This window comes from Paraburkholderia edwinii (assembly GCF_019428685.1).
Taxonomy (GTDB): Bacteria; Pseudomonadota; Gammaproteobacteria; order Burkholderiales; family Burkholderiaceae; genus Paraburkholderia; species Paraburkholderia edwinii.
In genome coordinates, this window is sequence record NZ_CP080095.1 from 1,818,947 (window position 1) to 1,832,474 (window position 13,528).

A 13,528-nucleotide genomic window follows, 5' to 3' on the forward strand; every position below is an offset into this window, starting at 1 on the left:
GCGGCGTGGCGCTGCGCGTCACAGGCACGTGCGAGCCATGCGATGCGGCGTCGTGCGATGCGGCTAGCGGCGGCGTGCGGGCGCACGGCGTGCCGGGGCCGGACGCGCGACGGCCTCGTCTTCTTCGTCTTCATCGTCGGTGATGCGCGCACCGCCGAATGGGCTCGCATTGGCCAGCTTCACGCGCACCGGCTTGTCGCCCCAGATTTCCTCGAGGTTGTAGTACTGGCGCAGCGCCGGCTGCAGGATATGGACCACCGCGTCGCCGCAGTCGACCAGCACCCATTCGCCGATGTCCTCGCCTTCGGTGCTGACGATATCGCCGCCTGCTTCCTTTACCTTCTCGCGCACGTTGGACGCGAGCGCTTTCGTCTGCCGGTTCGACGTGCCGCTCGCGATGATCACGCGGTCGAACAGCTCGGTCAGGTGGCTGGTGTTGAACACCTTGATGTCTTGTGCCTTGACGTCCTCGAGCGCGTCGACGATCGTGCGTTGCAGCTTGCGTATATCCATTTTTACGATTGGTAAAGGTGATGTTGAACAATATAGTCCCACACCGGAGCGGGAACCTGGCTTTCCGGGCCGGTGTCGGTGCCGTCTGCGGTGCTGCGGGCGGTGGCGTCGCGGCTTGCGGCGGGTGCCGCCGTGCTCGCTGCGTAGTTCGCTAACCGCTTGCGTTCGTCGAGCTGTTTTCCTAACTGCGCGCGAATATCGGTTGCCGATACGTCGAACGCGAGTGCCGTATCGATCAGCAAGCGGCCTGCCGGGGTCGCGCGCAGCACATCGGCACTGGCCGCACGGGCGGCGATTGTCGCGGCGACCGTTGGCGATACCGCCGACGGATCGAAGCCCGGCCGCGTTGCCGCGCAAATATGCGCGTAGTCGAACAGCTGCTGCCAGTCGTGCCACGTATCGAGGCGCACGAGCTGGTCCGCGCCGATCAGCAGCGACACCGACGCGTCTGCGCCTTCGCGTTCGCGCCAGCGCCGCAAGGTGTCGACGGTGTAGGTCGGGCCGTCATGCTCGATCTCGTCGGTTGCGACTGCAATCGACACGCCAGGCAGGTTCAGCGCGCCGGCTGCCGCGCGCGTCATGGCAAGACGATGCGGCGCGGAAGACACGCCGGCTTTCTGCCACGGCTGTCCCGCGGGCAACAGGATCAGATCAGTCAGCTGCAGCACCTCGGAAAAGCGCCGGGCCAGCGCGAGGTGCCCGTTGTGGATCGGGTCGAACGTGCCGCCCAGCACGCCGACGCGGCGCGCGAGCGGCTTGCCGGCCTGAGTTGACCTCTGCGTGGACGCCTGAGCTGACCCTTGAGCGGCCCCCTGAGTTGCCCCCTGAGCGGACCCCTCAGTTGACCCATGCAGAGGCCCCTGCGGTTGTGGCGCCGTCGCCAGCGGCGCGCCTGTCGGGTTCAGACCCATTCGCGCGGTACGAGAAAGTCGCTATAGAGGCGCGCCTCCGGCGTGCCGGGTTCCGGCTGCCAGTCGTAGCGCCAGTTCGCGCGGGGCGGCATCGACATCAGGATCGACTCGGTGCGCCCGCCGCTTTGCAGCCCGAACAGTGTGCCACGGTCGAACACGAGATTGAATTCGACGTAGCGGCCGCGCCGGTAAGCCTGAAACTCGCGCTGCGCTTCGCCGTACGGCTCATTGCCGCGCTTTTCGATGATCGGCAGATAGGCGTTCAGAAATGCGTCGCCGACGCTTTTCGTCATCGCGAACGACTGTTCGAAGCCCGGCTCCGCATAGTCGTCGAAGAAAATGCCGCCGATGCCGCGCGCCTCATTGCGATGCTTCAGGTAGAAGTAGTCGTCGCACCAGCGCTTGAAACGCGGATACAGGTCGGCGCCGAACGGCTGCAGCGCGTCGCGGCATGTGCGGTGAAAGTGCTGCGCGTCCTCTTCGTAGCCGTAATAGGGCGTGAGATCCATGCCACCGCCGAACCAGAATACCGGCGGCTCGCCTTCCTTTGTCGCGACCAGCATCCGCACGTTCATATGCACGGTCGGGCAGTACGGATTGTGCGGGTGCAGCACCAGCGACACGCCTGCCGCTTCGAAGCCGCGGCCCGCCAGTTGCGGGCGCAATGCGCTTGCCGAGGCGGGCAGCGCGTCGCCGGTGACATCCGAAAAGCCGATGCCCGCGCGCTCGAAAAACCGGCCGCCTTCGAGGATGCGCGTGCAGCCGCCGCCGCGCAGCTTGCCGCCGGGGTCGCGCTGCCAGGTATCGGTCGCGAACGGCGTTCCGTCGAATGCGCCGAGCGCGTCGGCGATACGGGTTTGCAGGCCCTGCAGCCAGCTGCGCACGGCCACTGCGTCGAAAGTCGAATCTGTCATCGGTCTGTGGGGGCCGCGCGTGATGCGGATTGCGGCGGATGGTTCGTCAAAAGGAAAATCGCGGAAACCCCGGAAAAACCGGGGCCACGTCGGCAGGCAACGCGCCGTATTCTGTCATGCGAATGCCGACGATGAACGCCGGATGCCGGGCGGGTTCACTGGAGCCGCGGCGCTCAACGGCGCGTCGGCGCGCGGGTTGTTGTCCGTTCGCCGCTCGTTCGTCGCCTGTTCATCGCATGAATGAGCGAAGTTTAGCGCTCGCGGGGCGGTCGGGCACGCGTGGAGTGACGAACCGCCGCGGGACGGGCAGCCGATTGACCGCCCGATGTCCTACCTTGCGTGCTAGTGCTTGCGATTCACCGCGCGATACCCGATATCGCGCCGGTACTGCATCCCGTCGAACGAAATCTGGTTGATCGTCTCGTACGCGACCGACTGCGCGCTGCGCACCGAATCGGCGAGGCCGACCACACACAGCACGCGCCCGCCCGACGTGGCGAGCTTGCCGTTCGCGAGCGTCGTGCCCGCGTGGAACGTCACCGCATCGGCCGTTTCGGCGGGAATGCCGTTGATCCGGTCGCCCTTGCGCGGCGTGTCCGGATAGTTGTGCGCGGCGAGCACGACGCCCAGCGCCGTGCGGCGGTCCCATTCGAGCTCGACGGTGTCGAGCGTGCCGGCGATCGCCTGTTCGACGACCTTCGAAAAATCGCCTTTGAGGCGCGCCATGATCGGCTGCGTCTCCGGGTCGCCCATCCGGCAGTTGAATTCGAGCGTCTTCGGGTTGCCCTGCGCGTCGATCATCAGGCCCGCATAGAGGAAGCCGGTGAAGCGGATGCCTTCCTTTTCCATGCCGCGCACGGTCGGCAGAATGATCTCGCGCATCACGCGCGCATGCAGCTGCGGCGTGACGATCGGCGCCGGCGAGTACGCGCCCATGCCGCCGGTGTTCGGGCCTTCGTCGCCGTCCGCGAGCCGCTTGTGGTCCTGGCTCGAGGCGAGCGGCAGCACATGCTTGCCGTCGACCATCACGATAAAGCTCGCTTCTTCGCCCGCCAGAAACTCTTCGATCACGACGCGCGCGCCGGCATCGCCGAGCTTGTTGTCCGACAGCATCATGTCGACGGCCGCGTGTGCTTCTTCGAGCGTCTGCGCCACCACCACGCCTTTGCCCGCGGCGAGGCCGTCGGCCTTGATCACGATCGGCGCGCCTTTGGCGTCGATATAGGCGTGCGCGGCGGCCGTATCGGAGAACGTTTCGTATTCGGCGGTCGGAATCGCGTGACGCTTCATGAACGCCTTCGCGAAATCCTTCGAGCTTTCGAGCTGCGCGGCTTCGCGCGACGGTCCGAAGATCTTGAGCCCGCGCGAGCGGAACAGATTGACGATGCCGGCTGCGAGCGGCTGTTCCGGCCCGACTAACGTAAACGCGATCTGCTCCTTCTCCGCGAAGTCGGCAAGTGCGTTCAGATCGACGATGTCGACGTTGCGCAGACGCTCGTCCTGAGCGGTGCCGCCATTGCCGGGCGCGACATAGACAAGCTGGACCCGCGGCGATTGCGCGAGCTTCCACGCGAGCGCATGTTCGCGACCGCCGGATCCGACGACGAGTAACTTCATGAGATTCCCCGAATGCTATCAACCATGAACGGCCGGCTAAACGCCGCTAGTGCGGCTGCTGCTGATGCGGCAGCGCGTGCGCCACCAGCCGTGAATATCTGCAAGATTCGCATAACTCGCATCGAACGCCTGTGACGAAGGCAACACAAATCGCGAAACCGAACGCCGGGCCGCCCCCTGATGCTGAACGGAGCGGCGCGGCCGCACTGCGTCACGCTTCGACGATCGCCGCGTTCGTGTACACCTCTTGCACGTCGTCAAGATTCTCGAGCGCGTCGAGGAGCTTCTGCATCTTCACCGCATCGTCGCCGGTGAATTCCACTTCCGTCTGCGGCTTCATCGTGACTTCGGCGAGCTCGGCCTTGAAGCCGGCGGCCTCAAGCGCAGCCTTGACCTTCGGGAAGTCGTTCGGCGGGCACAGCACTTCGATACTGCCGTCGTCGTTCGTCACGACGTCGTCGGCGCCCGCTTCGAGCGCGGCTTCCATCAGCTTGTCTTCGGCCGTGCCGGGCGCGAACAGGAACTGGCCGACGTGATCGAACATGAACGATACCGAGCCGTCCGTGCCCATATTCCCGCCGAACTTCGAAAATGCGTGCCGCACTTCGGCGACGGTGCGCGTGCGGTTGTCGGTCATCGTATCGACGATGATCGCTGCGCCGCCGATGCCGTAGCCTTCGTAGCGGATTTCCTCGTAATTCGCCCCGTCGACGCCGCCGGTGCCGCGCTGGATCGCGCGGTTGATGTTGTCCTTCGGCATGTTCGCGTCGTACGCCTTGTCGACCGCGAGCCGCAAACGCGGGTTCGAGTCGATGTCTCCGCCGCCCATGCGCGCCGCAACCTGAATTTCCTTGATGAGCCGCGTCCAGACCTTGCCTCTCTTGGCATCGGCTGCTGCTTTCTTATGCTTGATGTTGGCCCATTTCGAATGACCCGCCATACTTTTCTCCAGCGCGCGCGCCAGCGGGGCGCACGCATGTGCAATTTGTTGTCGCGTGATTGTGTGCAATGTGGGCGCGTTTCGCGAGGCGCGCCTGAGTGCCATCGAGTATTCGCCCGGCGGGCACGCAGTGTCCAATGTGCCGCACCCTGCATACGTGAGAGCGCGATGTGCGAGGCGATTCAGGCAGGGTGAGCCGCTCGATGAGCGGACTGCGATTTTATCATGCCGCCGATGCGCGGCGGATGCGTGGCGCGTGTTTGGCCCGTGTTTGGCACGTGTTTGGCGCGCGTTCCGCGCTTGTGCAGTGCCCCGAAAGGACCGTGCGAAGGCGCGCTGCCAAGCCGCTAGTTCTTCGTGCCGAATAGCCGGTCGCCGGCGTCGCCGAGGCCCGGGATGATGTAGGCGTGCTCGTCCAGATGCGAATCGAGCGACGCGACGAAGAGCTTCACATCCGGATGCGCGTCGTGAAACACCTTGACCCCTTCGGGCGCCGCGACGAGTGCAAGAAATGAAATATTGTCGCCGGCCACGCCGCGGCGCTTGAGCACATCGACCGCATGGACCGCCGAGTAACCGGTCGCGACCATCGGGTCGCACAGAATGAAAATGCGGTCTTCGAGGTCGGGCAGCCGCACCAGATACTCGACCGGCCGATGGTCCGTATCGCGGTACACGCCGATATGGCCGACCCGCGCCGACGGAATCAGCTCCATGAGCCCGTCGGACATGCCGACGCCCGCACGCAGCACCGGCACGATCGCGAGCTTCTTGCCGGCGATTACCGGCGCATCGACCTCGACGAGCGGCGTTGTGACGCGGCGCGTCGTCATCGGCAGGTTGCGCGTGATCTCGTAACCCATCAGCAGCGTGATTTCGCGCAGCAGCTCGCGGAACGTGCGCGTCGACGTATCGCGATCCCGCATATGCGTGAGTTTGTGCTGGATCAGCGGGTGGTCGAGGATAAAAAGATTGGGAAAACGGCTGTCCTGTGTCATGGCGCGGCGCGAGGCGAAGGGATGGGAGACGGACCGACGGACCGGAAGACCGGTGCGCCATGCGTGCAAGTTTACCGAAAGTATTGGCAGAAGAAACGCGGGATTTCGAGGAACGGCCAATTTGGCGGTTTCTTCAATGCGGTTCAGCGAATAACGCAGCGTCGGCAGCGACGCGTCGATTCTTCTAGAATCGGGGGCAGTCGCGCTCGCCTGTCGTCGCGAGCGCCCGTTGCGTGTAACAGGCAATGCATGGCGACGGCAGCGACGCATCAAGAGACATACAAGAGACGCATCAAGCGGCATATCAAGCGGCTTTCAACGAGGAGACATCTCATGGATCTGGGAATCGCAGGGCGCACCGCGCTGGTTTGCGCGGCGAGCAAGGGGCTTGGCCGCGGTTGCGCCGAGGCGCTGGCGGCTGAAGGCGTGCATATCGTGATCCTCGCGCGCACGGCCGGGACGCTTGAGGATACCGCCGAAGAAATCCGCACAACCGTCGCTGCAAAGAGCGGCGCAACGGTGAAGACCATCGCTTGCGACATCACGACGCCCGATGGCCGTGCAGCCGCGCTGGCCGCGTGTCCGCAGCCCGATATTCTCGTGACCAACGCCGGCGGTCCGCCGCCCGGCGACTTCCGCGGTTTCACGCACGACGACTGGATTCGCGCGCTCGAGGCCAACATGCTGACGCCGATCGAGCTGATTCGCGCGACGATCGACGGCATGATTTCGCGCGGCTTCGGACGCATCGTCAACATCACGAGTTCGTCGGTGAAGGCGCCGATCGATGCGCTCGGTCTTTCGAACGGCGCGCGCTCGGGCCTGACCGGGTTTGTCGCCGGTGTCGCGCGCAAGGTCGCGCCGCACGGCGTGACGATCAACAATCTGCTGCCCGGCGCATTCGATACCGATCGCATCGCGGCGACGATGGCCGCGCAGATGAAAGCGCAAAACATCACACTGGAAGAGGCGCGCACGCGGCGCGTGGCCGGCATTCCGGCGCGCCGTTTCGGCACGTCGGACGAATTCGGCCGCACTTGCGCATTTTTGTGTAGCGTGCACGCGGGCTATATCACGGGGCAAAATCTGCTGATCGACGGCGGCGCCTATCCGGGCACTTATTGAACCGGTAACCGCGGTGAACCGGCAAATGCAGAGAACCGGCAAACACGCAGCACCATATTCAAGCAACAAAAAACAGGGGGAATCGATACATGACAGCACGCATCGCACTGATCGCGCACGACCATAAGAAAGACGACATCGTCAAACTGGCCGGCGAATATGCCGAGACGTTGAAGCGGTGCGATCTGCTCGCGACCGGCACGACGGGCGCACGCGTCACGGCGGCGCATGGCCTCAAGGTCGAGCGGATGCTGTCGGGCCCGAACGGCGGCGACCTGCAGATCGGCGCGCAGCTCGCCGAAGGCCGCGTCGACATGGTGATTTTTTTGCGCGATCCGATGACGCCGCAGCCGCACGAGCCCGATATCAACGCGCTCGTGCGTGCATGCGACGTACACAACGTACCGTGCGCGACGAACATTTCGACGGCGCGGATGATTCTCGATGTACTGACGCTGCGTATGACGCAGCATGTCTGAACGAGCAGGACGAACTGGAGAACGGCAACGATGGTCAAGGCGATACGATTCGACAGGACGGGCGGCCCCGAGGTGATGCAGTGGGTCGACGTCGACGTGGGCGACCCCGGTGCGGGCGAAATCCGCATCAAGCAGCACGCGGTCGGCCTCAATTACATCGACGTGTATTTCCGCAACGGCCTGTATCCGTTGCCGTTGCCCGGAGGCCTCGGCATGGAGGCCGCGGGTGAAGTCGTCGCGGTCGGCGAGGGCGTCACGCAGTTCAAGAAGGGCGACCGCGTCGCCTATGCGGAGCGGCCGCCGGGTGCGTATGCGCAGGAGCGCGTGATGCCGGCCGCGAAGGTCGTGAAGATTCCCGATGCGCTCGGCTATGACGAAGCCGCGTCGGTCATGCTGCAAGGTCTTACCGCGCAATACCTGCTGCGCCGCACGTATCACGTGAAGCCCGGCGACACGATCCTGATACAGGCGGCCGCGGGCGGCGTGGGTCTCTTTGTCTGCCAGTGGGCGAAGGCGCTCGGCGCGACCGTGATCGGTACGGTCGGCTCCGAAGAAAAGGCGGACATTGCCAGGAAGCACGGTTGCGATCACCCGATCGTCTACACGCGCGAGAACTTCACGAAGCGTGTGCGCGAGCTGACGAACGGCGCGGGTGTCCCGGTCGTCTACGATTCGATCGGCAAGGACACGTTTATCGCGTCGCTCGATTGCCTCGCGCCGCTCGGCATGTTCGTGTCGTTCGGCAGTTCGTCAGGTCCGCTGCCGCCGATCGAATCGCAGGAGCTTGCCAGTCGCGGCTCGCTCTTTTTCACGCGGCCCACGCTCTTTTCCTATATCGGCAAGCGCAGCGATCTCGAAACGATGTCGGCGGAACTGTTCGACGTGCTCGTATCGGGCAAGGTGAAAACGAGCGTGAACCAGCGCTACGCGCTCGCCGATGTCGCCAAGGCGCATGAAGATCTCGAAGCGCGCCGCACCACGGGCTCGACGATTCTCGTGCCGTGATTGAATAAACTGCATAAACGCAATTAGCGTCGTGTTAAAGGCTCCCTCGCGGAGCCTTACTTTTTTGCGGGCGCCGCCGGATCGTGCGGCGCCTTATGCCGCAAGCCTGCCGGGCTTGCACCGGCGGCGCCGCGCCACCTTCGAAGCCGTTCCATGTAACCGTGGAACGGCTTTTTGTTTACGCGTTTTTTATACCGTTCGGACATTCTTTGACCAGGCCTTTATCTGAATCGGCATAACGTTCGGCATCCATAGCCAACAATGGGGAACATGAAATGGATGTGCTGTATGTCGGGGGCCTCGTGGTCATCACGGTGCTCACCTTCGGGCTCGTCGCCGGCTGCTCGAAGCTGATGCAATTCCGGCGGGGACAAGGAGCGCGCTCATGAACTGGATCCTTTGGCTATCCGGCGCCGCGACGGCGTTCCTCTTCGTTTATCTGGTCTATGCGCTGCTGCGCGCGGAGGACATTGAATGAATACGAACAATGTCCTGCAGGTGACGGTTTTTATCGTCGTGCTGCTTGCGCTGGCTGTACCGCTTGCGCGTTTCATGACGCGTGTGCTCGACGGCAGCTCGCGCGTCGTGCGCTGGTTCCGTCCGCTCGAAAACGGCCTGTACCGCATCGCGGGCGTCGATCCGTCCGCCGAAATGGGCTGGAAGCAATACACGATCGCGACGCTCGCGTTCAACGTCATCGGCCTCGCGTTCCTGTATGTGATTCTGCGCATACAGGGCGTGCTGCCGGGCAATCCGCAGCAATTCGGCCCGATGACGCCAGATGCCGCGTTCAATACGGCGATCAGCTTCGTCAGCAATACGAACTGGCAAGACTACGCGGGTGAGCAAACGGTCAGCTATCTGACGCAGATGCTCGGCTTCACCGTGCAGAACTTCCTGTCGGCGGCCACTGGCATTGTCGTCGTGATCGCGTTGATCCGCGGCTTCGCGCGGCACTCGGCGAAGACCATCGGCAACTTCTGGGTCGATATCACGCGCACGACGCTCTATATCCTGGTGCCGATGTCCGTCGTCGTCGCCGCGATCCTGATGGGCCAGGGCGTGATCCAGAACTTCAAGGCCTATGAGGACGTGCCGACGCTGCAAACCACGACCTACGCGGCGCCGAAGCTCGATGCGCAAGGCAATCCGGTGAAGGACGCGAAGGGCAACCCGGTGACCGTCGATACGCCGGTCACGAAGCAGACGCTCGCGATGGGCCCGGTCGCTTCGCAGGAAGCGATCAAGATGCTCGGCACCAACGGCGGCGGCTTCTTCAATGCGAACTCCGCGCATCCGTTTGAAAACCCGACGCCGTTCGCGAACTTCGTGGAACTGCTGTCGATGCTGATCATTCCGGCCGCACTGTGTCTCGTGTTCGGCCAGATGATCACGGACCGGCGTCAGGGCGTTGCGCTGCTGGCTTTCATGACGATCTGCTTCGCTGCGTGCGTGGCATTCGAGATCGGCTCCGAGCAGTCCGGCAATCCGGCCTTCACGGCGCTGCATGTCGATCAGATCGCGAGCACGTCGCAGTCGGGCGGCAACATGGAAGGCAAGGAAACCCGTTTCGGCATCGCACAGTCCGGCATCTTCACGGTCGCGACGACCGCGGCATCGTGCGGCGCAGTCGACAACGCGCACGACTCGCTGACGCCGCTCGGTGGCCTCATGCCGCTGCTGTTGATGCAGTTGGGCGAAGTGATCTTCGGTGGTGTCGGTTCGGGTCTGTATGGCCTGCTCGCGTTCGCATTGCTCGCCGTGTTCGTCGCGGGGCTGATGATCGGCCGCACGCCTGAGTACGTCGGCAAGAAGATCGAAGCGTACGAGATGAAGATGGTGTCGATCGTGATTCTGCTGACGCCGCTGCTGGTGCTGATCGGCACGTCGATCGGCGTGCTCACGGATGCCGGCAAGGCGGGCATTCTGAACCCCGGTCCACACGGCTTCTCGGAAATTCTCTATGCGTTCAGCTCGGCCGCGAATAACAACGGCAGTGCGTTCGCAGGTCTGACGGTCAGCACGCCGTTCTACAACGTGATGCTTGGCATTGCGATGTGGTTTGGCCGCTTCGGGTCGTTGATCGCGGTGCTCGCCATTGCCGGCGCGCTCGCGGAAAAGAAGCGTCTCGGCGTTACGGGCGGCACGCTGCCGACGCACGGCTCGCTGTTCGTCGTGCTGCTGATCGGCACCGTGCTGCTGGTGGGTGCGCTGACCTATGTGCCCGCGCTTGCGCTCGGTCCCGGCGTCGAGCATCTGATGATGGTCCTCGGCCAGTGATGACGGGCTTCGCGCCACAGAATATTTGAGGAAGAAATGACTGATCATTCCGCAACCCGGTCCATGTTCGACCCGACGCTACTGCGTCCGGCGATCGTGGACTCCTTTAAAAAGCTGACGCCGCGCACGCAGTTCCGCAACCCGGTGATGTTCTGCGTGTACGTCGGCAGCATCCTGACCACGATCCTGTGGTTGGCAGCGCTCTTCGGACAGGCCGAGGCGCCGGCGGGCTTCATTCTCGCCGTGACGCTGTGGCTGTGGTTCACGGTGCTCTTCGCCAACTTCGCGGAGGCGCTTGCCGAAGGCCGTTCAAAGGCCCAGGCCGCGTCGCTGCGCAGTGCGAAGAAAGACGTGATGGCCAAGAAGCTCAACGAGCCGCATCCGAAGGCGCCGATCCGCATCATGACGGCTACCGATCTGCGCAAGGGCGATGTCGTGCTCGTCGAAACGGGCGACACGATTCCGGCCGACGGCGAAGTGATCGAAGGCGTCGCATCGGTCGACGAATCGGCGATTACCGGTGAATCCGCGCCGGTGATCCGCGAGTCGGGCGGCGACTTTTCGTCGGTGACCGGCGGTACGCGCGTGCTGTCGGACTGGATCGTCGTGCGCGTGACGGTGAACCCGGGCGAAGCGTTCCTCGACCGCATGATCGCGATGGTGGAAGGCGCGAAGCGTCAGAAAACGCCGAACGAAATCGCGCTGACCATTCTGCTCGTCGCGTTGTCGATCGTGCTGCTGCTGGCCACCGCCACGCTGCTGCCGTTCTCGATGTTTGCGGTCGAGGCGGTCAAGGCGGGTCACGTGGTGACGATCACCGCGCTCGTCGCGCTGCTCGTCTGCCTGATTCCGACCACGATCGGCGGTTTGCTGTCCGCGATCGGCGTGGCCGGCATGAGCCGCATGATGCAGGCGAACGTGATCGCGACGTCGGGCCGCGCGGTTGAAGCGGCCGGCGACGTCGACGTGCTGCTGCTCGACAAGACCGGCACGATCACGCTCGGTAATCGCCAGGCTTCGGCCTTCGTGCCGGCGCCGGGCGTCACCGAGGAAGCACTCGCGGACGCCGCGCAACTCGCGTCGCTGTCCGACGAAACGCCGGAAGGCCGTAGCGTCGTCGTGCTCGCGAAGCAGCGCTTCAACATTCGCCAGCGCGATATGGCCGCGCTCCACCCGGTCTTTATCGGCTTCAGTGCGCAGACCCGCATGAGCGGCGTCGACCTCGCGGACCGCGAGATCCGCAAGGGCGCGTCGGATGCCGTGAAGGCCTACGTCGAAGCGCGCGGCGGCCGTTACCCGGCTGAAGTGAACAACGTCGTGACCGAAGTCGCGCGGCGCGGCAGCACGCCGCTCGTGGTCGCCGAGAAGGGCGAGCATGGCGCGCGCGTGCTCGGCGTGATCGAGCTGAAGGACGTCGTGAAGGGTGGCATCAAGGAGCGCTTTGCCGAACTGCGCAAGATGGGCATCAAGACCGTGATGGTGACCGGCGACAACCGGCTGACCGCCGCGGCGATCGCAGCCGAAGCAGGCGTCGACGACTTCCTCGCGGAAGCGACGCCGGAAGCGAAGCTCGCGACGATCCGCGCGCACCAGTCCGAAGGCCGCATGGTCGCGATGACCGGCGACGGCACCAACGACGCACCGGCGCTCGCGCAGGCCGACGTCGCGGTGGCGATGAACACCGGTACGCAGGCCGCGAAGGAAGCGGGCAACATGGTCGACCTCGACTCGAATCCGACGAAGCTGATCGAGATTGTCGAGATCGGCAAGCAGATGCTGATGACGCGCGGTTCGCTGACCACGTTCTCGATCGCCAACGACGTCGCGAAGTACTTCGCGATCATTCCCGCGGCGTTCGCCTCGACCTATCCGCAACTGCGCGTGCTCGACGTGATGCACCTGACCACGCCGGCGTCGGCGATTCTCTCGGCGGTGATCTTCAACGCGATCATCATCGTGATGCTGATTCCGCTTGCGCTGAAGGGCGTCAAGTACCGGCCGATCGGCGCCGCCTCGCTGTTGCGCCGCAACCTGCTCGTGTACGGCCTCGGCGGCATCATCCTGCCGTTCCCGTGCATCAAGCTGATCGACATGGTAATTGCCGCATGCGGCTGGGCCTGATGCGCGCTACGTGTTGAATTGAGGAAACCATCATGAAGAATCTGTTTCGTCCACTGATCGTGCTGTTCGTCGTGCTCACTGCGATCACCGGCATCGCGTATCCGGCGGTGATGACCGGCATCGGCCAGGCTGTGTTCAACCACGAGGCGAACGGCAGCCTGATCGAGCAGAACGGCAAGGTGGTCGGCTCCGCGCTGATCGGCCAGCAGTTCGACGCGCCGAAGTATTTCTGGGGTCGTCTGTCGGCCACGAGTCCGAGCCCGTACAACGCGAGCAATTCGAGCGCGTCGAACCTCGGCCCGTTGAATTCGTCGCTGACCGATAACGTGAAGGCGCGTATCCAGGCGTTGAAGGACGCCGGCACCGATATGTCGCAGCCGGTGCCGGTCGACCTCGTGACGTCGTCGGGCAGCGGTCTCGACCCCGACATCACGCCGGCCGCCGCCGCGTATCAGGTCGCGCGTGTTGCTAAAGCGCGCAATCTGCAGCCGGCGGATGTGCAGGCGCTCGTCGACCGTTACACGACCGGCCGCCAGTTCGGCATCATCGGCGAGCCGCACGTGAACGTGCTCGAGCTGAACCTCGCGCTCGACGCGATGCAGCACAGCTGAGCCGCGCAACTGCT

14 protein-coding genes are annotated in these 13,528 nt (G+C 64.2%); 8 read left to right on the plus strand and 6 right to left on the minus strand.

Going from position 1 to position 13,528, the window contains the following annotated elements; genetic code table 11:
- Positions 1-63 precede the first annotated feature (63 nt).
- The 6 genes from rsfS to upp all read right to left on the minus strand — a co-directional run bounded on the left by rsfS (position 64) and on the right by upp (position 5,893).
- Positions 64-513, minus strand: coding sequence for a ribosome silencing factor (rsfS, locus tag KZJ38_RS08100; protein ID WP_219799568.1), 450 nt, complete (start codon positions 511-513; stop codon positions 64-66).
- A gap of 2 nt (positions 514-515) precedes the next feature.
- Entirely contained in the window at positions 516-1,424 is a 909-nt protein-coding gene (locus KZJ38_RS08105) for a nicotinate-nucleotide adenylyltransferase (RefSeq protein ID WP_219799569.1), read from the minus strand.
- Positions 1,415-2,338 carry an oxygen-dependent coproporphyrinogen oxidase gene (gene hemF / locus KZJ38_RS08110; protein WP_219799570.1) on the minus strand — a complete coding sequence of 308 codons (924 nt, stop codon included), beginning with the start codon at positions 2,336-2,338 and terminating at the stop codon, positions 1,415-1,417. The genes KZJ38_RS08105 and hemF overlap by 10 nt, the downstream gene beginning before the upstream one ends.
- A gap of 342 nt (positions 2,339-2,680) precedes the next feature.
- Positions 2,681-3,955, minus strand: coding sequence for a phosphoribosylamine--glycine ligase (gene purD, locus KZJ38_RS08115; RefSeq protein ID WP_219799571.1), 1,275 nt, complete (start codon positions 3,953-3,955; stop codon positions 2,681-2,683).
- A gap of 211 nt (positions 3,956-4,166) precedes the next feature.
- Positions 4,167-4,895 (minus strand): YebC/PmpR family DNA-binding transcriptional regulator, encoded by a 729-nt coding sequence (locus KZJ38_RS08120; protein ID WP_219799572.1) that lies wholly within the window; start codon positions 4,893-4,895, stop codon positions 4,167-4,169.
- A gap of 347 nt (positions 4,896-5,242) precedes the next feature.
- A complete protein-coding gene (gene upp, locus KZJ38_RS08125; protein ID WP_219799573.1) occupies positions 5,243-5,893 on the minus strand; it encodes a uracil phosphoribosyltransferase in 651 nt (216 codons plus the stop codon).
- Between the two features lie 333 nt (positions 5,894-6,226).
- Here upp and KZJ38_RS08130 point away from each other — a divergent pair, with 333 nt between their 5' ends.
- The 8 genes from KZJ38_RS08130 to kdpC all read left to right on the plus strand — a co-directional run bounded on the left by KZJ38_RS08130 (position 6,227) and on the right by kdpC (position 13,514).
- A complete protein-coding gene (locus tag KZJ38_RS08130) occupies positions 6,227-7,018 on the plus strand; it encodes an SDR family oxidoreductase (RefSeq protein ID WP_219799574.1) in 792 nt (263 codons plus the stop codon).
- A gap of 89 nt (positions 7,019-7,107) precedes the next feature.
- Positions 7,108-7,497, plus strand: coding sequence for a methylglyoxal synthase (locus KZJ38_RS08135; RefSeq protein WP_219799575.1), 390 nt, complete (start codon positions 7,108-7,110; stop codon positions 7,495-7,497).
- 30 nt (positions 7,498-7,527) lie between these two features.
- Entirely contained in the window at positions 7,528-8,502 is a 975-nt protein-coding gene (locus KZJ38_RS08140) for a quinone oxidoreductase family protein (RefSeq protein WP_219799576.1), read from the plus strand.
- Between the two features lie 275 nt (positions 8,503-8,777).
- Complete coding sequence (locus tag KZJ38_RS36445; RefSeq protein WP_075157633.1) at positions 8,778-8,891, plus strand: potassium ABC transporter ATPase; 114 nt, start codon at positions 8,778-8,780, stop codon at positions 8,889-8,891.
- Entirely contained in the window at positions 8,888-8,980 is a 93-nt protein-coding gene (gene kdpF, locus KZJ38_RS08145; RefSeq protein WP_075157632.1) for a K(+)-transporting ATPase subunit F, read from the plus strand. Before KZJ38_RS36445 ends, kdpF begins: the two co-directional genes overlap by 4 nt.
- Positions 8,977-10,782 carry a potassium-transporting ATPase subunit KdpA gene (gene kdpA / locus KZJ38_RS08150; RefSeq protein WP_219799577.1) on the plus strand — a complete coding sequence of 602 codons (1,806 nt, stop codon included), beginning with the start codon at positions 8,977-8,979 and terminating at the stop codon, positions 10,780-10,782. Before kdpF ends, kdpA begins: the two co-directional genes overlap by 4 nt.
- A 36-nt stretch (positions 10,783-10,818) precedes the next feature.
- The gene (kdpB, locus tag KZJ38_RS08155) at positions 10,819-12,903 is read left to right on the plus strand and encodes a potassium-transporting ATPase subunit KdpB (RefSeq protein WP_219799578.1); all 2,085 of its coding nucleotides are present in this window, start codon (positions 10,819-10,821) and stop codon (positions 12,901-12,903) included.
- 32 nt (positions 12,904-12,935) lie between these two features.
- Positions 12,936-13,514, plus strand: coding sequence for a potassium-transporting ATPase subunit KdpC (gene kdpC / locus KZJ38_RS08160; protein ID WP_219799579.1), 579 nt, complete (start codon positions 12,936-12,938; stop codon positions 13,512-13,514).
- Positions 13,515-13,528: the final 14 nt, after the last annotated feature.